This window comes from Paenibacillus sp. DCT19, from assembly GCF_003268635.1.
Classification (GTDB): Bacteria; Bacillota; Bacilli; order Paenibacillales; family Paenibacillaceae; genus Paenibacillus.
The window spans coordinates 3,176,182-3,194,672 of record NZ_CP029639.1 but is presented as its reverse complement, the minus strand read 5'-3'; the positions used below and the strand labels follow the sequence as shown (position 1 = coordinate 3,194,672).

Below are 18,491 nucleotides of genomic sequence, written 5' to 3'. Positions count from 1 at the left end.
CTGTTTTGTTGCCTATTCATCTGGGATCACATGCTCAAAATCATTGTACCGTTAATGCTCCTGTAAACTCTCTTACTTTTGCAGCAATCTCTTTGGCATGGGTTCGATATAAATAATGCCCTGCCTCCAATAACACCATCTCTGCATGAACAGAATTCGCTAACTGCTTCTCATGTTCAGGTACCCACTCCGGCACTACCGGATGATTGGCTTGAACGAAGAGCTGGACAGGTAGATTGGGTGGAAAAGATAATTGTGCTGCTGATTGAAAGTTCGAATACATACTCACAGCTTCATTTAATTGCGTCGTGTTATACATATTTTTTTGTCTCAATATTTGCAATTGTTCTTTCGTTTCTTCATCATAAGGCAGATCTTCATATGGGTCATCGCTCAGCATCAATTGGATGCGGGGAAAGCCCAAATTACGGAACCATTTAATCTGCTGAGTCACGGATGAATCAATTTTCTGTTCGCTCAGTGTTGGAACACTGCTATCCAGGCCGATGTACGCACTTACTTCCTCAGGATATTGGTTCACATAATCCAGACTGTATAGCCCAGAAATGGAGTGAGCCATTAGAATATAACGATTAATCTGAAGGCTTTGTAAAGCTTGATGAATTTCACTTACGATCTGTTCCGTGGAACGTTCCTTATCCGTCTGATCGCTCAGTCCATAGCCAAAGGGCTCAAGAACAACAACTTTATAATAAGGTGTTAACTCTGATAACAGTGGCTCAAAATCAAGTCCAGGTGCCGCATTGCCATAACCAGGGAGGATGACTACGGTCTCCTCACCTTCTCCTTGAATGAGTACATTCATCTGTTTTCCGTCCACAGACACTTGTTGTCCATAGGGTTCAATCCTCTTCTGTTCTGAATGACTAGCGATTTGATTATACGTGTACACACCAGCGATAAACAGTACTATGGCTATAAGGATTGCAGCGAATATTTTAAGTAAAATATATAACACTCTCTTGGTTTTACTGCGTTGTCTTCCTTCCTTCACTACGGATGGTTTCAAACTCATCAACTCCTCTAAAGAAACCGCTAATCGCATACATACGATCAACGGTCAGGATTCCTATAATTTATGCTTCCACTTATAGTGAGATTTCTTTCATATACGCTTTGAATTCTGTAGCGATCTCTTTGAATTTCGTATGATGCAGGTAATGAGAACCCTCCATTGGAATCATTTTGCCCTGTACAGAATGTTTGGCCTGCTCCTCGTGTAGCGGAATCCACTGTGGATTATGTTCGTTATTGGATTGCACGAAGAGTAGCACAGGCAGATCACTCGGATAGGTGAGTTTTTCGCTATTTTTGAAATTGGAACCCAGATGCTTGAGCTCATCGATCATCGTATCATTACTTGAGACTTGATTAGAGATTAGGTTCATCTGCTCTTTGGTATGCTCATCATATGCAAGCGATTTATATGAATCCCCGCTCACTTTTTTGATTAATCTCATCAGACCTGATGTTTGAAGAAACTGCATCGATTTCAGAGGCAATTTGACATCCATACCGGGTTGATTGGGTACACTGCTATCGATACCAATAAAAGCAAGCACCTCATCCGGATAATTGTTCACATAAGTAACTCCGTATAATCCCGTGATGGAATGCCCCATCAATACATAACGGTCAATGCCGAGCTGTTGCACTGCCTCGTGAATTTCACTAACGATATTCGCTGTCGTCCGCTCCTTCTCGGTTTTATCACTCAATCCATAACCAAAAGGCTCGATTGCCACCACTTTGTAGCTCGGTGTTAATTCATCAATCAACAATTTGAAATCAAGTACCGGTGACGGCGTTCCTTGACCTGGCAGGAGTACGATGGTTTGCTCACCGCTGCCTTGAATAGATACATTCATTTTCTTTCCATCCACTTCAACATATTGACCATATGATTCAATTTTATCTTTCTCCATACTGGTACTGATCATATTTACGATAAACGTAATGCCCAAGAACAGTACGAACGCTCCGACAATACCTCCAATGATTTTCAACCATAATTTCCGTTTCTTACGACCTTTTGTTCCTGCTTTGTTTTCTACTGTTTCTGCCACGTTCATCTTCTCCTGTCCTTATATCTGTCATGTTACCATGGCAACATTATGTAAAGAATTGGTTCAAAAAGAGTATTTTGAATCCACATTTCAAAGTATACTTACGCAAGATGTCCCCTTCGTGACGGGAATATGAACTGAATATGAACAAGCCAAAAAATGCATATAAAAAAGGAGAACTGCCTGTGTACAAGCAATTCTCCTTAAGCATGACATCGTTTAGTGATCGAGGAACACGAGCTGGATGAAGAACAAGACTGCAAAAATGTAGAATATCGGGTGTACGTCTTTGCCTTTGCCACGAAGCAGCTTGAGCACTGGATAGAAGATAAAACCAATACCGATACCTGTCGCAATACTATGCGTTAGCGGAGTCAAAATGATAATGAGGAAGGCCGGGAATGCTTCTTCGAGATCCTTCCAATCAATTTTACTGATAACATTAATCATAAAGTATCCGACAATAATGAGTGCTGGCGAAGTAATCGCCGGAATGCCGGAGATCACACTTACGATTGGTGCGAAGAACAACGTCACGGCAAGCAACACACTCACTGTAATTGCGGTTAATCCCGTTCTGCCTCCTGCCGCTACCCCTGTGCTGGACTCAATATATGCGGATGTTGGACTTGTTCCCAACAATGAACCCGTTGTTGTACCAACCGCATCTGCCAGTAACGCTCCACGAGAACGTGGAAATTTGCCATCCTTGAGCAGACCTGCTTGTTCAGCCACACCAAGCATCGTACCCGTTGTATCAAACAACGTGATCAATAGGAATGTGAATATAATCGTGTACAAGCCATTCGAGAAGACCCCTGCCAGATCGAGTTGGAATGCTGTCGTCCCAAGTCCTTGCGGCATGGATACGATCGTTTCTGGCATCTGAAATAGTCCTAAGATCCAGGCAAGTATCGCGGTAACCACCATACCGATGAATAAATAGCCTTTAACATTGTAAGCCATCAGAACAACCGTGATAATTAATCCGATAATCGTCAGATACGTCATTGGCTCTGCTAAGTTTCCGATTGTAATCAGATTCGATTCAGAATCGGTAATGATGCCCGAATTTTGCAAACCCACCGTTGTAATAAACAAACCAATCCCTGCTGTGATTGCATGTTTTAAGCTCGCTGGAATAGCATCCAGCAACATGTAACGGAACGAAGTGATTGATAAAATAATGAACAAAATCCCCGCAATGAATACCGCTCCAAGTGCAACCTGCCAAGAAACGCCATATCCAGAAACGACACTGTAGGCAAAGAATGCATTAAGACCCATTCCTGGTGCCAAGACAATCGGGTAGTTAGACCAGATTCCCATAATTAGAGTTGCAACAATACTTGCCAGAATAGTCGCAATAAATACACCATTAAAGTCCATACCCGTGCTGCTTAGAATTCCTGGGTTTACAATCACTATGTATACCATCGTGAAGAATGTCGTAATCCCTGCAATAATTTCTGTTGAAACAGTCGTGCCTCTTTCTTTCAGTTTGAACCAGTTGTCCATGGTAAAGCCAGCCTCCAACCTTCATAGTATTAACCTAAGCCACACATCAAAAAATCCTAATCTTCGTATAGGATTGTTAACTATTCGCTCCTATATTCGTCATTAGGATTTAAAAGCTAAGCTTTTAACCAAAAATAATCTTACCCATCTCTGTGTTAACCTGATGTCCATTTCGAATATTAATAAATTTAACAGTCATTGTCAATGAATTAATCGATTTGTTCACATTATTTACGAACTATTTAGATTAATTTTGTAATATTATTCGTTTTTTAGGTTCCACTACAAACAGATTCACTCTTCTAATTTGAGCAACAACTTCTGGATCGCAATTGACATATCTGTGGGGTTCTCCTTCATCCCGCGTATGATCCAATCCTCTATAACTCCTTGAACACCAGATGCAATAAACAAACTTTCCGTTTCCCCAAACAACGTCCTATTACTTTTAGCTCTGTCGCGTTCGAGCATTTCTTGCAGAATTTTATCTTTGAAAAAATACTTGAATTTTGCAGAGGTCATAAGTCTATCTTCTGAATTAGTCAGAACAAGAAATAAGGTTTTGTTCTGATAAATGTACGCTGTTAATTTGTTAATAAAATGTAGAACATCTTGATGATCTTGATATGGGAACGAATCGTTGTAAAACTGATCAAGCTGAGTAAACATCTCACCTTCAATTTCGCTAAACAGGGCGTAAATGTCTTCATAATGCAAATAAAATGTACCTCTACCAATGTCGGCAAGCTCCGAGATTTCAGATATGGTTATTTTGGTAAACATCTTATGGTTCAAAAGTGTTAGAAAAGCTTGTTTAATGGCTGCTTTCGTTTTCTTTGATCGTCGATCTCCCATATAGATAACCTCATTTTCTGAACATTTAGAATCCTTCTGTTCATTATTGAACAGAAACCTTAAAATTCACTATATTTTATGGTGTGTTGGCTCATTACAATAACAATAAGATCACTCAATAAAAAGGAGATGCCCATGAAATTATATCGCTTAGCTACTAAAAATGAATTACACGAAGTCGCTTCATTGTTTACCGAATCATTTCTGGATTATCCATTATTTCCACTTATGTTGAAGTCTGATAAGGACTATAAGAAGCTATTGTATCAACTGAATTATATAAATACCAAATCATACTATCAACAGAACAGTTGCTTTGTCTGTGTATTAGAAGGAAAAATCGTTGCTGCTGTTTTGCTAAAAAAAAGAGGTGAACATGGACCAAACTTTTTCCAATATTTCTTTAATGGTGGAATAGAACTGACCGCCCAGGTTGGGGTAAGAAAACTGATTTATATTCTGAGGACATTAAATAAAATGAAAGAAGCCTGTCAGCGTTACGGCAAAGATACCTGGTACATTGATTCGCTAGCTGTTGCTAATGGTTTTCAGGGGCAAAGGCTAGGAAGCTCATTGTTCCATTCCTTTATTTTCCCTCATATCAGCAAGCAAGGAGGAGGTCGTATCACACTCGTCACTCATACTGAACTAAACAAACGGTTCTATGAGAAGAACGGCTTTAGCGTTTTTAGTGAATACAATATTGGAGTGAGTAATCATCCAATTACAAATTTTAGTTTTCAGCAGATTATCCACTCCTCTTAAGATAAAATGTTGACATTTGTCCAAATAAAATCGTAGCTATTTGTTCATTGTAACGCTTCTTACTGCTGTCTATAATAAAAAATGTAATTGATAATCATTATCAATATCAAAAAAAAAGAAAGCAGGGCAGCAGATATGAATAACGCATTTAAAAAAAATATAATGTTATGGGTGGGATTGCTTCTTCTGTTAACGACATTGGCTGCGTGCAGCCAGTCAGAGAATACTGATCCGCAACCAGCGGAGCAAGCCACTCCAGCAATAAAAAGCTATACAACCCAAACAGATGAACAGATCGAAATTCCCACTCATCCACAACGGGTTATCTACCTAGGCTCTACACTTGAAGATCTGTTAGCGATGAAAATACCGGTAGTGGGAGCTAATCTTGTCAATGTGAATAACATTTTTTCTGAAGGTCTATTGACAGATATTCAAGATGTCGGGAATCCTGGCGATCTTGAAAAAATTGCTTCTTTACAACCTGACTTAATTTTGAATGGATACTCGCAGGATGCTGAACGAAACACGGCACTCTCCAAGATTGCGCCTACCATTCCGTTTAACTCAGCTTTACCATACAAAGAACGTGTACAAGAACTCGGTACCATTTTCAGTAAACAGGATGAAGCGGAGCAATGGATAAGCAAATTTGATTCAGAAACTCAAGCGATGTGGGATCAAATTAAATTAACAGAGGCCGAAACAGCAACCGTGTTCTTACAGCTCGGCAAACAGCTCTATGTGATGGGTAATCGTTCTCTCGGTGCAGTCCTATATCAGGAACATGGATTTGCTGTTCCGCGTGCTGTAGAAGAAAATATAATTTCTCAAAAGTATACTTTCATCGAGTTGTCAGAAGAACTGTTACCTGAATATGCAGGTGACCATCTGTTTGTCCTCACTCAGGACAATAACGAAAGCAAAACAGAGTCAGATGATTTACAGAAGAGTCCGCTTTGGAAAAACTTGCCGGCCGTTAAAGCAGGACATGTCTACACCGCCTCTGCGGATTGGAATACAGATAACCTTTTAGCACTGGAGCAGCTACTTAAAGAATTGCCGAAATGGATGAATCGTTAATCTGAATTCAAAATTATGAATGGATCCCCGCTCTTTGGCTATGGGGATTTTTTTCAGTAAAATTATTGATATTTCAAGATCCGAAAAAGTAGCTACAGGTCACTTTAAGAGAATAAAACATTGTATAGATAGTCGTTATAGGATTAATTATGATAAGATGCTTTTATTGAGAATAATTATCACTAGTAGGAGGCATCTGAATGCACAATATTTCCCCTTACATACAATTACAGAAGTATGCTCTACTTTGTCCTACCCCATTATCGTCAGAGAGTACCCTTCAGAATATACGTATTGAGAATAATCATGCGGATTGCTGTACCTTACTCATCATCATGGATCATGGTGTTCGCCTGCATATCGATAACGTTACCCAAATTTTGCGCCAAGGTAGCTGTATTATCCTTTCTTATCAGCATATCTACCGACTTGAAACAGACAATTCTCAAGCAAGAGTAGCGTGGTTTACCTTTAAAAATTTTGAAGTAGACGGTCTGATCCTGCGTCGAGTTCCATATGCTACGCTTATTTCTGGTTATCCGTACAAATTACCTATGTCCATCTTAAAAACAACACTGGTAGGCGAGGATTGGGAATGCTCCTGGCCACGAAATGTCCATGTGCAAAAACACGGGGAAGTTCGCACACAAGAGCAGCCACTTCCCACCTTTGCCCCGGAATATCTTATTCTTCAGGCTAAACTACAACTAATCCTTGGTATGATGGCTCAACTGGAGCAAGCTAACCCTTCAGTAGATCAGGAAAAAGCAGTACACCAATCCTTGCTGCACATGGAGCAGCATTATAACAAAGAATTGACAGTAGAATACCTAGCCGAGATGACAGGAATGATTCGATGGCAGTACAGCAAAAAATTCAAGACAATTACTGGTAAACAACCGATTGAATATTTGACAGAACTACGCGTAAAGCATGCCAAAAACCTGTTGCTTCGTTCGTCTGAAACATTACGAGAAATCGCGAAGCAAGTCGGATTTAAGGATGAATACTACTTTAGCCGGCGCTTTCATCAATTCACAGGCTATGCACCACGTGAGTTTGCCAATATTTTTTCGCGTACTCACCTAAGAATTGTTACTGATTCTCTTGGTCGGAAGGTACAGCTTCCCGAAACGACTAATCGCATCGTTGCAACTGGAACCAATACAATCGGTGAGTTGCTTGCCATTGGCATTATGCCAATTGGAGCAGGTATTGCTACGATGAAGTCGCAAGTTATATACAAAAACAAGCTGCACAGCATTTTAGATATCGGATTACAAGCATCCCCGGAGCAGGTTTCACCGTTAAAACCGGATCTTATGCTGTTAGGCAATTATTGTGAACGTCAACTGTCACAATTAGATGCCATAGCGCCAACTATTGTATATTCTGGTAGAAACACCACCTACGAACGGTTACTTTACATCGCCGATCTTTTTAATCGAAATAAAGTAGCAGAACAGTGGATTAACCGATATGAGGCAAATATACGGCGTCTACGGCGTCAATTATCCGATCAATATCATGTGGGAGAACACGCTACGGTATATCTTGTATTGGGCAAAAATGTCTATGTCATGGGGCAAAACGGGTTTGCGGCTACGTTATATGAATCCCTTGGCTTTCGTCCCCCTGCACCTGTTAACCACTTCATTCAAGAGGGCATGCTGTGGGTGCAAATTGAACTTAATCAAATTAGCCGGTACCTAAGCGACCGCAACTTTGTACTGTCCAATCCATCAGACCTGCAATTTATCACTCCGTTATTTTCAGAAAAATCGTCACCTTACAACGTTCACTGGTTAGATTCTAGTTGGAACTATGACGATCCAATCACCCGTGAAAGGTTATTGTCTGTTCTACCATCGATCTTCACAAATCCGAAAATACAAAGGAGAATACTTTAGGATATATGGAAAGAACCTCGTGTTTGTTCAATTGATATAGCAATAGAAATAACCAATGTGTTATCTAAAATGTGATTAATCCCATCGCCTGTTTCGCTTTGGTAAGTGTAATATTCGCCTGTATGGCTGCTTGTTCAGCACCATCCTTAAGAATCTCATCCAACTGTGCCGAGTTCACGATTTCCTTGAATCGATTCTGAAGCGGGACTAATTTCTCAACGACCAGTTCAGCTAATTCTTTTTTGAATGTACCATAACCCTGTCCGTCGAACTTTTTCACAACGTTCTCTATTGATTCGTCTGAGAATACAGAGTAGATTTCAATTAAGTTGCTAATGGCAGGTTTCGTCTCCCAATTGTAATATACGCTTCCTTCAGAATCCGTGACTGCACGAGCAAATTTCTTCTTGATTATCTCAGGTGAGTCTAAGAGCAGCACATAACTGCTAAGATTCGGGTTGCTTTTACTCATTTTCTTCGACGGGTTATCCAGTCCCATGATCCGGCATCCAATCTCTTGAATAATGGGCTCAGGTAGGGTGAATGTTTCACCAAAGCGATGATTGAACCGTTCGGCTAAATCACGCGTTAGTTCCAAATGCTGCTTCTGGTCTTCCCCTACGGGTACATGTGTCGCCTGGTAGAGTAGAATGTCCGCGGCCATTAGGACGGGATAGGTAAACAGCGCAGAGCTGACAACATCCTTGCCCTCTGATTTATCCTTGAATTGTGTCATCCGACTCAACTCTCCAAAGCTAGCCTGCGTTTCCAGCAACCATGAAAGCTCAGGATGTGCTGCAACCTGGGATTGAAGAAATATGCATGCTTTAGCAGGATCTACACCTGCCGCAATATAAAATGCTGCAATTTCTCGTGACCGCCGCCGTAATTCTTCTGGATCTTGATACACCGTGATCGCATGTAGATCAGGAATAAAGAAAAAGCACTCAAACTCATGTTGATACTTAATAAATTGACTTAAAGCACCACCATACCCTCCAATGTTCAAGTCACCGCTCGGCTTAATACCCGATAAAATTCTCTGTTTCATTGTCATTCCTCCTAGTTCACTGAAATTCTCATTACCTAACCGATGAAAAACAAAAAACACTCCATCCCTAAAAGGGACGAAGTGTTAGACTCCGCGATACCACCCGAATTCAGCCTCTCGGCTGCACTCACACCTGTCAAAACGACTAACAGGGTTCCCATGGATAACGGAGGGATACCGTCAACGCCTACTGATCGCCATGCGAAGTTCGGATTGAAGCGAATGGACCCATTCATTACACATTCTCGTACCGGACCTCTCACCATTCGCCGGCTCGCTTGGACGATTCAATGCAATTACTCTTTCCATTCATTGCTAACTATTACTAAATTAAAATACATATTATCCGAATGTAAAGCAAAAATCAAGCTTCAATTTACAAGGTAAATCACGATGTACATCACCAAACCCCATTTTACATAAAAAAGCTACACTGGGGAATGCTACTAAAAAATTCTCCAGCTTGGGGTGAGATCATGAAACAGTCCGGATCGAAGATCAGCACATCTGGGGTAGTCATTGTCGTTATTAATTCGATCCTTGGAGCCGGAATTTTAACACTACCTCGCACAATTAGTAAAGCAGTAAAAACACCAGATGTGTGGATTTCCATCATCTTGTCAGGTGTATTAGTAGCATTAGTAAGTGTTTTACTCGTTACACTTTGTCGCCGATTTCCTGGCAAATCCGTTTTTGAGTTTACACCTGAAATTACAGGTAAATGGGTTTCCTATCTTATTGGACTGTTGATTATTATGTATTTTGTTATTCTGTGTTCATTCGAAGTTCGAGTGATGGCTGAAATTACAAGCATGTACATTCTTGAACGTACACCAAGCTGGGTTACCATTATGGTCAGCTTATGGATCGGTATTTACATGATTAGCGGTGGTCTTAAAGTAATCATCCGTGTTTTTGAAATTGTATTACCCGTCACCCTCTTATTGTTAGCAGTCGTTTTTGTTCTAAGCAGCAGGATGTTTGAGCTTAGTAATCTCAGACCGCTTCTAGGTGAAGGGATTCTGCCTGTACTAAAAGGAATTAAGCCTTCCTTTCTGTCTTATTCCGGTTATGAAGTGTTATTGATCATTACAGCACTCATGGCAGACGTCAAAACCAGCAATAAAGCTGCTATATATAGCATTCTTATCTGTACCATCATTTATCTGGTTACCATTGTCATGGTCGTAGGAAATTTGTCTTTGCCAGGCATTGAGACTCGTACTTGGCCAACATTTGACATGGTACGTAGCTTCGAAATTGAAGGCGTATTTTTTGAGCGGTACGAATCGCTTTTTATCGTCTTCTGGCTCATGCAAATTTTTGCAACGTATGCGTTTAAGCACTATTTTGCCGCCGTGGGTATTCGAGATTTGTTTCGTCTCAAAAATATCACAGGTCTGGAATATGCGTTGCTGCCTGTACTATATATCATCGCCTATTTACCGAAAAATCTAGAAGAAACGTTCGCCTTAGGTGATTTTCTTGGAAATATGACCCTCTTTTTATTTGGTCTGATGCCATTACTGCTGCTGATCATCAGCATCATTCGTAAAAAAGGAGGTAAGCAATCGTCTAATGAAGGCTCTGGTTTAAACTCAGGCTAAAGCCAATCCATTCATAGGTGTTAATGGTTATTACATCGTTGCATCGGGCTGCATCATAATGCTAATACTACATACCGAATTATATATAAGGGAGACTTGGTATGGATCTGCAAAGTGGAAAATTGTACTGGCCAACAACGGTTGTTAACGCACCCTCTTATCCTAAGCTAGAAGAAGACCTATCCTGTGATGTACTCATTATTGGTGCTGGCAGTTCAGGTGCCCAGTGCGCGAACATCCTTAGTGAACAAGGTTTAAAAGTAGTGATCGTGGACAAAAGAAAAGCTGGAGAAGGTAGCACCAGCACCAATACAGCTCTGATTCAATATGCCGGTGAGAAGAGCTTTGTATCGCTATGTAATTCCTTTGGTGAAGAAATGGCTGCTCGTCATCTTAAACTATGTGAAAAATCGATCAATGACATTGAGCGACTCAGTAGCCAGCTGCCTATTAATCCGGACTTTATCAGACGTGACAGCTTGTACTATGCAAGCGACAAGGAAGATGTCTCTTCTCTAAACGAAGAATATGCTTTGCTTCAGAAATACGGATTCAAGGTTGATCTGTGGGATGAAGATCGCATCAAGCAGGCGTACCCTTTTCAAAAAGCAGGCGCTCTGTACTATTATGATGATGCTGAGATGAATCCGCTAAAGTTTGTATATGGGCTGCTTGAGAAAGTAACATCTAATGGCGGTTTAATGTACGAAAATACGGAAATAACAGGTAAACGCTTTGAACAAGACTATGCCGTTTTCTACACCAAGGAGCGTCATGAAATTCGGGCAAAACATGTTATCATCGCCGCCGGTTATGAAGATCGTGAGTTTAAAGTGGAGAAAAACGCCTCGCTCGCGAGCTCTTATGCTGTCATTACCAAGCCCATTGAAGATTGGTCGAGCTGGTATAAACGAACATTAATATGGGAAACTGCCCGGCCCTATGTCTACATGCGCACAACGCCAGACAATCGAATAATTATCGGGGGTATGGACAAGGACACAGCCTACGCCACAACAAGGGATTCTAAGCTTATAGCAAGTAAAGACAAACTCATTCATGAGTTTAATCAATTGTTTCCGGACATTCCGGCAGAACCGGAATATTATTTGGGAGCTTTCTACGGTGGAACACACGACGGGTTACCTATAATCGGTCAATATGAATCATACCCACATTGTTATGTCATTATGGCATACGGTGATAATGGCACGGTGTATAACGGTGTGTTAGCCAAAATAGTTGCCGATAAAATCGTAACAGGATCAAGTCCCGATTGGGATATCTATCTGCAAAGCAGACCACTCATCGCTCACTAACCAGCTTCTATAATAAAAAAAGGCTCAAATGGTAACCACGCAGGTTCACTCATTCGGGCCTTTTTCGCTTTACTTGTTAAACGAGTTGAACCAGTTATCCAGCGCTTGAACAACTTGTTTGAGCTGCTCATCCTCAGTGATTTCAGGTGTACGATCTCCCTTTTGCATGCCGTACGATCCAAATTGTCCGTGGTTTCCTCCATCTATGCTGACAAATGTCGTATCCTTCGGAAGATTGTTTTTTGTTTTCTCCCATTCTTCCCAGTTCAATACGCCATCATCGGTTCCTGTAATTTGCAATGCAGATAAATTGGTACTATTCAAGCTGCCACCGTCGTCAGCGTAGGAAGCCAAGTAGAAAATTCCCTCAAGCTGATCCGCATGCTCCGCAGCATAGCGTGAAGCAAATGCGCCACCAAGTGAATGACCACCAATTACATATGCTTCATCTGGATGTTCAGCAATGAATGTATCTGCTTTGTTTAGTCCAAATATGGCCAGGTTCAGAGGCATCTTGGCAATATATACCCTGTGACCGTGTTCAGCCATTGCTCTTGCTAGCGGGGAATAGCTGGTTGGTTCCACCAGACCTCCGGGATAAAAAACGATATTGGGCTCCACAGCTTCCGTTCCCTGAGGTTCAAAGCGATAGCCTTGTTGTACTTCGGTGACCAATACCTGTCCGTCACTTTGCATAGCTGCTTCAGCTTGTTTGGATGGGCTGTATGTCACCGATGATAGGTACACAAACAATCCAACCACAAGGGCAACGACGATCACGCTTGTCCATATCAGTATTTTTTTCCATCTGCTCATGCGTTGCGCCGTTTTCAAAATATAACCACCTTTACTTGTTACGAATTTCATTACATTTAAATTATATTTACCGGTAAGTAAAATTACAAGAGAATTTTGCTAATGATCGAAATTTGTCATAAAATATTCATGTGAAGGAGCGAATGCAATGCCAGAGAAACCAGTAAAACGTTTACGGGGAAGGCCTAAACAGGATTACAATGATATATCCATACAGCAGACGATCATTTATACAGCTTCCACACTGTTTAAGGAATCCGGCTATGAAGCGGTCTCACTTCAACAGATCGGGAAACAATGCGGTGTATCCAAACCTACTATTTATTATCATTTCGCGAGTAAACCCGAACTATTCAAGGTCGCCATGACAACAATGCTTAACAATGTTCGAAAGGTCACTTCACATTTGCTGAACGAAGCCGAGCATCTTGAGCATGGTTTGGTGCGATTGGCCGAGGCCAGATTAGCGAACCCCCATGCGGAGATTGAAACGATGATGAGAGAAGCTGAGTCTTTTCTTGATGAAAAGCAAGTTCGGGAAATCCGTGAAGCTGAGCAGCAGATCCATGAATTGCTGGCTAACCATTTCAAGCTCGCTATGGATCAGCAGATCCTTCGTGAAGAAGATCCCATGTTCTTGGCGGAGACCTTCTCGACCTTAATGTTAATGGGAAATCGTGAAAACAACCCGCAAAAGTATGAATCCCACCTCGCTCTCGCCCAAAAGATTGTATCCCTTTTCTGGCAGGGCGCAAAGGTAACTTGAATGAAGGAATAAATGAACGAATGACTGTTCTATGGTGGCATACATTGGTAGCTCGATCGGATAGGATTTAACTTATGCATGATCTTGAGCCATTTGCTAGCTTGTGGATCGACGGGAGCTTTCGTTCTTAGAACGGAATTTCTCGTCGTTCCGCTTTTCATAGAAGCTATGGTGTGTGGTTCTTATGTAAATTGTAAATCTGCAGCAAAAAAGCCGCTCCATGAGCGACTTCGGGTGAATCTATGATTTCAATCTGAATATAACTGCCTGTGGTTAGGCGAGTAAATGTAATCTTATTTTTTCAACTTTTCCGGGTTCTTCACTTTAATGGATACAACCTCACCGCAATCAAGACAGATGGTGTACACTCGTTCAGAACCAAGCGACATCTTTTGATTCACTGGGCGCAGATTAATAAAATCCATCGCTTCAACGAACGAAGTTCCACCACAATCATTACATGTTCTCTCCGATGCTTGCATTGAATTATTCCCCTTTCCGTCATCACTCATGCTGAAAAATAAAACCTGATCTGCGAGCCCTGTTGTATCATGAAATGCTATCGATATAACGTTCAACATAACTGTTTAAACGCAGGCTCTCCTTGGTACAAATTGTAACTCCAGATTTATATAAACTATAAATTAGCACCGAATATACTGTCAAGTTACCCTTCATTTTCAAATTATTAGGATGACTCCAGCCTCGATCAAATGGGTAAGTAGCGTTTAAGAATCCGAGTGGCCTCTTCTTGTATTCGTTCACATAAAGACTGAGGTTCAATCACCTCGACATCACCTGCCCAGCCTAAAATATAAGGCACCAACTCTTCTGGATCGTGGACACGATAAGTTACCAGAAGACTATCGTCTTTTTTCTCAATAGCCTCGATATAAAAGTGACCCGTCTCCGCAATTTTGTCAGCTATTTCAACATTCGCTCTAACCGTTATTCGTTGATTTCTCTTATCCTGTGGACGATAGTTACTAAGGTGAAATTCCAGCGGCATAACATAATGTGATTCCAAGACAAACAACTCTGTCATTCGTGACAAACGAAAGTGTCGAATATCCTTACGGGTATCACAACGTCCGATCAACGTCCAATTCCCTTGAACAAGTGTCAAACCATAGGGGTCGACCTCTCGTATGCTCATACGAGTTCCATCAGTCTCAGCTATTTTTTTCAGATAGGTCATCCGTATTTTTCGTCTCTCCAAAATGGCTTGGCGTACCTGGCTTAGATAGCTCTTCACCTTTTCATCAATCTGCGGTTCACCCGCATGAATCACTTTCATCGTTTCGCGTATACGAGTCGACTCCTCACGTACTCCTTCAGGTAAAACCGCTTCAATCTTTCGCTGTACTTGTTCAACTACATCACTGTATTTGTTATCAAGCCTCTGTGAGATAAAATCCGTACCTAACAGTAGCGTTACAGCCTCTTCTGCGGTGAATGTAACTGGCGGGAGAAAATACCCGTCCATCAAGGCATAACCTTGTCCGGGAGCTCCGAAAACAGGCACTCCTACCTCGCTCAATGCCTGCATATCCCGATATATCGTTCTCACGCTAGTCTCGAATTGAGCAGCCAAATCCTCCGCCCTCAACATCTTATTATTGCGCTGAAGTTCGAGCGTTATTGCGAACTGCCGTTCCGTTTTGTTCACTGTTCTTCCCCACTAACCATGTAAGAAATCATACTTTTATTCATTTAATTACATTGCTCTTTGACACTAACCTTGTTGTTCGTGACAATGACAAAAGCTTCTTGTTTGTCATTTAATCACCTCAATCGACTATTGTTCCAATATAACCCATTCTAATTCCTAAGTATAGCAGCTCGGTTTTGGGCACAATCCATGGTTCAATACATAAAAAAATCCCCTTATCGTAGCAAGATTAAGTCCGTCTTAACAGTGACTTTTCTCTTGTCTACCAAAGGGGAAAATAATTAGAATCTGATCATCTAAACTATTGGTGACTCTTGGTCAACCACAATTAGACCATATCTTTTACTTGTTGAACGTAACCTTTTCCGAACCACCGTCAAATAGAATGGATGTTTCTCGCGGCTTCGTCTCTGCGATTTTACGACCATTTCTGAAGGAATACAGCACACCGGCTTGTTTGCGAATGGCTTCATATTCATTCTCTGCTTCGAGCACGATGAAGTTGGCTGGTTTACCTTCTTCGATACCGTATACATCCTCAATGTGCAATGTTCTTGCACTATTGCTCGTAATAAGATCAATTGAATTCACGATCTGATCATATCCGAGCAATTGTGAAGCATGGATGCCCATATGCAGCACCTGAAGCATGTTGCCTGTACCAAGTGGGTACCACGGGTCGAAGATATCATCATGACCGAAACATACATTCAAGCCCGCCTCCTGAAGCTCCTTCACCCGAGTCAGTCCTCTTCTCTTCGGATACGTGTCAAAGCGTCCTTGCAAGTGAATGTTAACGAGTGGGTTAGACACAAAGTTCAGATCAGCCATCTTCAATAGACGGAACAATTTATACGTATAAGCATCATTATATGACCCCATCGCGGTTGTGTGGCTAGCCGTAGTTCGGGAACCTAGTCCTCGTTCGTAAGCTTCCTTCGCCACAACCTCTATGAATCGAGATTGCTCATCATCGATCTCATCACAGTGTATATCGATCAGTCGGTCATATTTCTCAGCAAGATCAAACGCAACTTTCATGGAATCAACGCCATATTCACGTGTGAATTCAAAGTGCGGGATACCGCCAACCACATCAACGCCCATTTTAAGTGACTCTTCCAGCAATTCCGCGCCGTTTGGATACGAGTGAATACCTTCCTGTGGGAAAGCAACAAGCTGGATGTCCATATATGGAGCCATTTCTTCTTTGACTTCGAGCATCGCTTTTACTGCGATTAAGCTTGGATCAGTCACATCGACATGCGTCCGTACATGCTGGATGCCTTGAGCCAGTTGCCATTTCAATGCCGTTTTTGAACGGGTTTTGACATCCTCATGAGTTAAAAACGCCTTGCGTTCAGACCAACGTTGAATCCCTTCAAACAGTGTGCCGCTTAGATTCCACTCTGGCTCTCCTGCCGTAAGTGTTGTATCCAGATGAATATGTGGTTCAATGAATGGTGGCAGGACAAGTGAGCCGTTGACGTTAATAACTTCGTCATTAGCTGTTGTCTCCAGCGTTTCTGTGATCTGCACAAACTTTCCATCTTTTACTACAATATTCCAAAGACCTTCTTTACCCCGCAATTTTGCGTTCTGTATAATCATTCAAATTCCCCTTTTCTTTGTTTTCTTTTGATGGAACAATCAGCATGAGCAAGACATAAGCTACCGCTGTTCCGAGCAATGCGTTAAGTGGCGTTACCCCTGGTGCAAGCTGTGCAAATGCAACGCCGATGGCCCAAGCAATCATGGCTATCCAGTTTACATTTTTGAAATTCATTTCAGCAAAAGGTTTATACGATCTGCGTTTCACAATAAAGTAGTCTGCAATAATAATAGCTCCGATCGATGGAACAGCTGCGCCCAGTACATTCAAGAAACCAACGAAGTTGTTATACATCCACATCGCAAACACTGTACCTACGATACCATTAACGATTACGAAAAATTTCTTCGATATTTTGGTGATGTTGGCAAAACCGAGTCCAGAAGCATACAGCGCATTATCATTCGTCGTCCAGATATTCAGACCCAGAACGATAATTGCCGGGATGATCAGGCCTTGCAGGAACATAACCTCTGAGATATCTGCCAAGTTATAAGCCATCGCTCCTACGGCACCAAATAGAAACATGAGTGAATTCCCCAGGAAAAAAGCAATAACTGTCGCCGTAACCGCTTGTTTGGAAGTACGGGAGAATCGCGCAAAATCGGGCGTTAACGTGCCGCCGCTAATAAATGATCCAATGCAGATCGTCAATGCTGCTGCCGCAGTAAGCGTCTGTGTTGGTGTGTAGTCAAGTAATCCTTGCAAACCACCTAGCGTGCTAGCCCCTTCAAACATGGAGTAGCTACCCAGAATAGCAATCGCGGGAACTGCAATATAACCAAGAATGATCAGTGACTTCATGCCGTAAATAGCGGAAGCGGTCATTGCAAGACCAAACACAATGATCAACAGATATACGTTCCAGTCCATCGCTTTCGCGACCGGGATGGCGAACATCGCTACGCCGACACCGAACCAACCAACCTGTGTAAAGCCGAGCAGGAAGGATGGAAGGTAGGAACCCTTCGCACCAAACGCATATTTTGCAAGCAAGTGTGTGGACAATCCTGTCTTGGCAGCGATATGTGCCAACGCTCCTGTGTAAATACCGAGCACCAGGTTACCCGCGAGTACAATACCGATGAATTCCATAAACGTCAGACTGACGCCAAGTGTTCCCCCTGCCAACATACTCGCTGAGAAAAATGTGAACCCCAGCATAACGGATAACGTCTTCCAAAAATGATTGCGTTGCGTCTTAGGCACCTCTTGCCATGAAAACTCTTGATCTTGTTTGCTCATCAGAATACCTCCAAAGTAAAGTGTTCTGATACCATAGAAAAAGCAGAAAAAAGAGGCTACTCGTCAAGTTATACACCGACAAGTAGCCTCTTCTTGCATTATAATCCGCGCGAAGACGCAGAGCATCCCTGATGGATGCCCCGATTCCTGCGTAATTATAAAATCCGCTGCCCTTGCCAGCCTCT

At 41.9% G+C, this 18,491-nt stretch carries 16 protein-coding genes and 1 other annotated feature; of the genes, 6 read left to right on the top strand and 10 right to left on the bottom strand.

Annotation, left to right across the window (positions count from 1 at the left end; genetic code table 11):
- Positions 1-40: 40 nt before the first annotated feature.
- The 4 genes from DMB88_RS14535 to DMB88_RS14520 all read right to left on the bottom strand — a co-directional run bounded on the left by DMB88_RS14535 (position 41) and on the right by DMB88_RS14520 (position 4,460).
- Positions 41-1,030 carry an alpha/beta fold hydrolase gene (locus DMB88_RS14535; protein ID WP_254438581.1) on the bottom strand — a complete coding sequence of 330 codons (990 nt, stop codon included), beginning with the start codon at positions 1,028-1,030 and terminating at the stop codon, positions 41-43.
- Between the two features lie 79 nt (positions 1,031-1,109).
- The gene (locus DMB88_RS14530) at positions 1,110-2,093 is read right to left on the bottom strand and encodes an alpha/beta hydrolase (RefSeq protein ID WP_128101921.1); all 984 of its coding nucleotides are present in this window, start codon (positions 2,091-2,093) and stop codon (positions 1,110-1,112) included.
- A 213-nt stretch (positions 2,094-2,306) separates the two neighbouring features.
- On the bottom strand, positions 2,307-3,605 hold the full coding sequence (locus tag DMB88_RS14525; RefSeq protein WP_128101920.1) for an NCS2 family permease: 1,299 nt from the start codon (positions 3,603-3,605) through the stop codon (positions 2,307-2,309).
- A gap of 294 nt (positions 3,606-3,899) precedes the next feature.
- A complete protein-coding gene (locus tag DMB88_RS14520) occupies positions 3,900-4,460 on the bottom strand; it encodes a TetR/AcrR family transcriptional regulator (protein WP_128101919.1) in 561 nt (186 codons plus the stop codon).
- A 135-nt stretch (positions 4,461-4,595) separates the two neighbouring features.
- On the opposite strand from DMB88_RS14520, the gene DMB88_RS14515 reads away from it, so the two are divergent.
- The 3 genes from DMB88_RS14515 to DMB88_RS14505 all read left to right on the top strand — a co-directional run bounded on the left by DMB88_RS14515 (position 4,596) and on the right by DMB88_RS14505 (position 8,218).
- Complete coding sequence (locus DMB88_RS14515) at positions 4,596-5,225, top strand: GNAT family N-acetyltransferase (protein WP_164848695.1); 630 nt, start codon at positions 4,596-4,598, stop codon at positions 5,223-5,225.
- Positions 5,226-5,360: 135 nt separating this feature from the next.
- On the top strand, positions 5,361-6,308 hold the full coding sequence (locus DMB88_RS14510) for an ABC transporter substrate-binding protein (RefSeq protein ID WP_174715291.1): 948 nt from the start codon (positions 5,361-5,363) through the stop codon (positions 6,306-6,308).
- A 200-nt stretch (positions 6,309-6,508) separates the two neighbouring features.
- Positions 6,509-8,218: an AraC family transcriptional regulator gene (locus DMB88_RS14505; protein ID WP_128101917.1), complete on the top strand. Its 1,710-nt coding sequence runs from the start codon at positions 6,509-6,511 to the stop codon at positions 8,216-8,218.
- Positions 8,219-8,282: 64 nt separating this feature from the next.
- On the opposite strand, the gene trpS is transcribed toward DMB88_RS14505, so the two are convergent.
- Entirely contained in the window at positions 8,283-9,269 is a 987-nt protein-coding gene (trpS, locus tag DMB88_RS14500) for a tryptophan--tRNA ligase (protein ID WP_128101916.1), read from the bottom strand.
- Between the two features lie 69 nt (positions 9,270-9,338).
- Positions 9,339-9,591 (bottom strand) — a binding site (T-box leader).
- A gap of 154 nt (positions 9,592-9,745) precedes the next feature.
- On the opposite strand from trpS, the gene DMB88_RS14490 reads away from it, so the two are divergent.
- Complete coding sequence (locus tag DMB88_RS14490) at positions 9,746-10,876, top strand: GerAB/ArcD/ProY family transporter (protein ID WP_128101914.1); 1,131 nt, start codon at positions 9,746-9,748, stop codon at positions 10,874-10,876.
- 101 nt (positions 10,877-10,977) lie between these two features.
- Complete coding sequence (locus tag DMB88_RS14485; protein ID WP_128101913.1) at positions 10,978-12,195, top strand: NAD(P)/FAD-dependent oxidoreductase; 1,218 nt, start codon at positions 10,978-10,980, stop codon at positions 12,193-12,195.
- Between the two features lie 69 nt (positions 12,196-12,264).
- On the opposite strand, the gene DMB88_RS14480 is transcribed toward DMB88_RS14485, so the two are convergent.
- Positions 12,265-13,029, bottom strand: coding sequence for an alpha/beta hydrolase (locus DMB88_RS14480; protein WP_254438580.1), 765 nt, complete (start codon positions 13,027-13,029; stop codon positions 12,265-12,267).
- 130 nt (positions 13,030-13,159) lie between these two features.
- Between DMB88_RS14480 and DMB88_RS14475 the strand changes: the two genes are divergently transcribed.
- Entirely contained in the window at positions 13,160-13,777 is a 618-nt protein-coding gene (locus tag DMB88_RS14475; RefSeq protein WP_128101911.1) for a TetR/AcrR family transcriptional regulator, read from the top strand.
- Positions 13,778-14,070: 293 nt separating this feature from the next.
- On the opposite strand, the gene DMB88_RS14470 is transcribed toward DMB88_RS14475, so the two are convergent.
- The 4 genes from DMB88_RS14470 to codB all read right to left on the bottom strand — a co-directional run bounded on the left by DMB88_RS14470 (position 14,071) and on the right by codB (position 18,306).
- Positions 14,071-14,259 carry a hypothetical protein gene (locus tag DMB88_RS14470; protein WP_128101910.1) on the bottom strand — a complete coding sequence of 63 codons (189 nt, stop codon included), beginning with the start codon at positions 14,257-14,259 and terminating at the stop codon, positions 14,071-14,073.
- A 227-nt stretch (positions 14,260-14,486) separates the two neighbouring features.
- Positions 14,487-15,446, bottom strand: coding sequence for a helix-turn-helix transcriptional regulator (locus tag DMB88_RS14465; protein ID WP_128101909.1), 960 nt, complete (start codon positions 15,444-15,446; stop codon positions 14,487-14,489).
- Between the two features lie 345 nt (positions 15,447-15,791).
- On the bottom strand, positions 15,792-17,060 hold the full coding sequence (locus tag DMB88_RS14460; RefSeq protein WP_128101908.1) for a cytosine deaminase: 1,269 nt from the start codon (positions 17,058-17,060) through the stop codon (positions 15,792-15,794).
- Positions 17,029-18,306, bottom strand: a complete 1,278-nt coding sequence (codB, locus tag DMB88_RS14455; protein ID WP_128101907.1) for a cytosine permease — start codon at positions 18,304-18,306, stop codon at positions 17,029-17,031. The genes DMB88_RS14460 and codB overlap by 32 nt, the downstream gene beginning before the upstream one ends.
- Between the last annotated feature and the right edge of the window lie 185 nt (positions 18,307-18,491).

Bases quoted from the DNA above. Each gene is read 5' to 3' on its own strand.
- DMB88_RS14475 (WP_128101911.1), top strand. From the start codon at position 13,160: ATGCCAGAGAAACCAGTAAAACGTTTACGGGGAAGGCCTAAACAGGAT.
- DMB88_RS14530 (WP_128101921.1), bottom strand. From the start codon at position 2,093: ATGAACGTGGCAGAAACAGTAGAAAACAAAGCAGGAACAAAAGGTCGT.
- trpS (WP_128101916.1), bottom strand. From the start codon at position 9,269: ATGAAACAGAGAATTTTATCGGGTATTAAGCCGAGCGGTGACTTGAAC.
- DMB88_RS14470 (WP_128101910.1), bottom strand. From the start codon at position 14,259: ATGCAAGCATCGGAGAGAACATGTAATGATTGTGGTGGAACTTCGTTC.
- DMB88_RS14460 (WP_128101908.1), bottom strand. From the start codon at position 17,060: ATGATTATACAGAACGCAAAATTGCGGGGTAAAGAAGGTCTTTGGAAT.
- codB (WP_128101907.1), bottom strand. From the start codon at position 18,306: ATGAGCAAACAAGATCAAGAGTTTTCATGGCAAGAGGTGCCTAAGACG.
- DMB88_RS14505 (WP_128101917.1), top strand. From the start codon at position 6,509: ATGCACAATATTTCCCCTTACATACAATTACAGAAGTATGCTCTACTT.
- DMB88_RS14485 (WP_128101913.1), top strand. From the start codon at position 10,978: ATGGATCTGCAAAGTGGAAAATTGTACTGGCCAACAACGGTTGTTAAC.
- DMB88_RS14515 (WP_164848695.1), top strand. From the start codon at position 4,596: ATGAAATTATATCGCTTAGCTACTAAAAATGAATTACACGAAGTCGCT.
- DMB88_RS14490 (WP_128101914.1), top strand. From the start codon at position 9,746: ATGAAACAGTCCGGATCGAAGATCAGCACATCTGGGGTAGTCATTGTC.
- DMB88_RS14510 (WP_174715291.1), top strand. From the start codon at position 5,361: ATGAATAACGCATTTAAAAAAAATATAATGTTATGGGTGGGATTGCTT.
- DMB88_RS14520 (WP_128101919.1), bottom strand. From the start codon at position 4,460: ATGGGAGATCGACGATCAAAGAAAACGAAAGCAGCCATTAAACAAGCT.
- DMB88_RS14525 (WP_128101920.1), bottom strand. From the start codon at position 3,605: ATGGACAACTGGTTCAAACTGAAAGAAAGAGGCACGACTGTTTCAACA.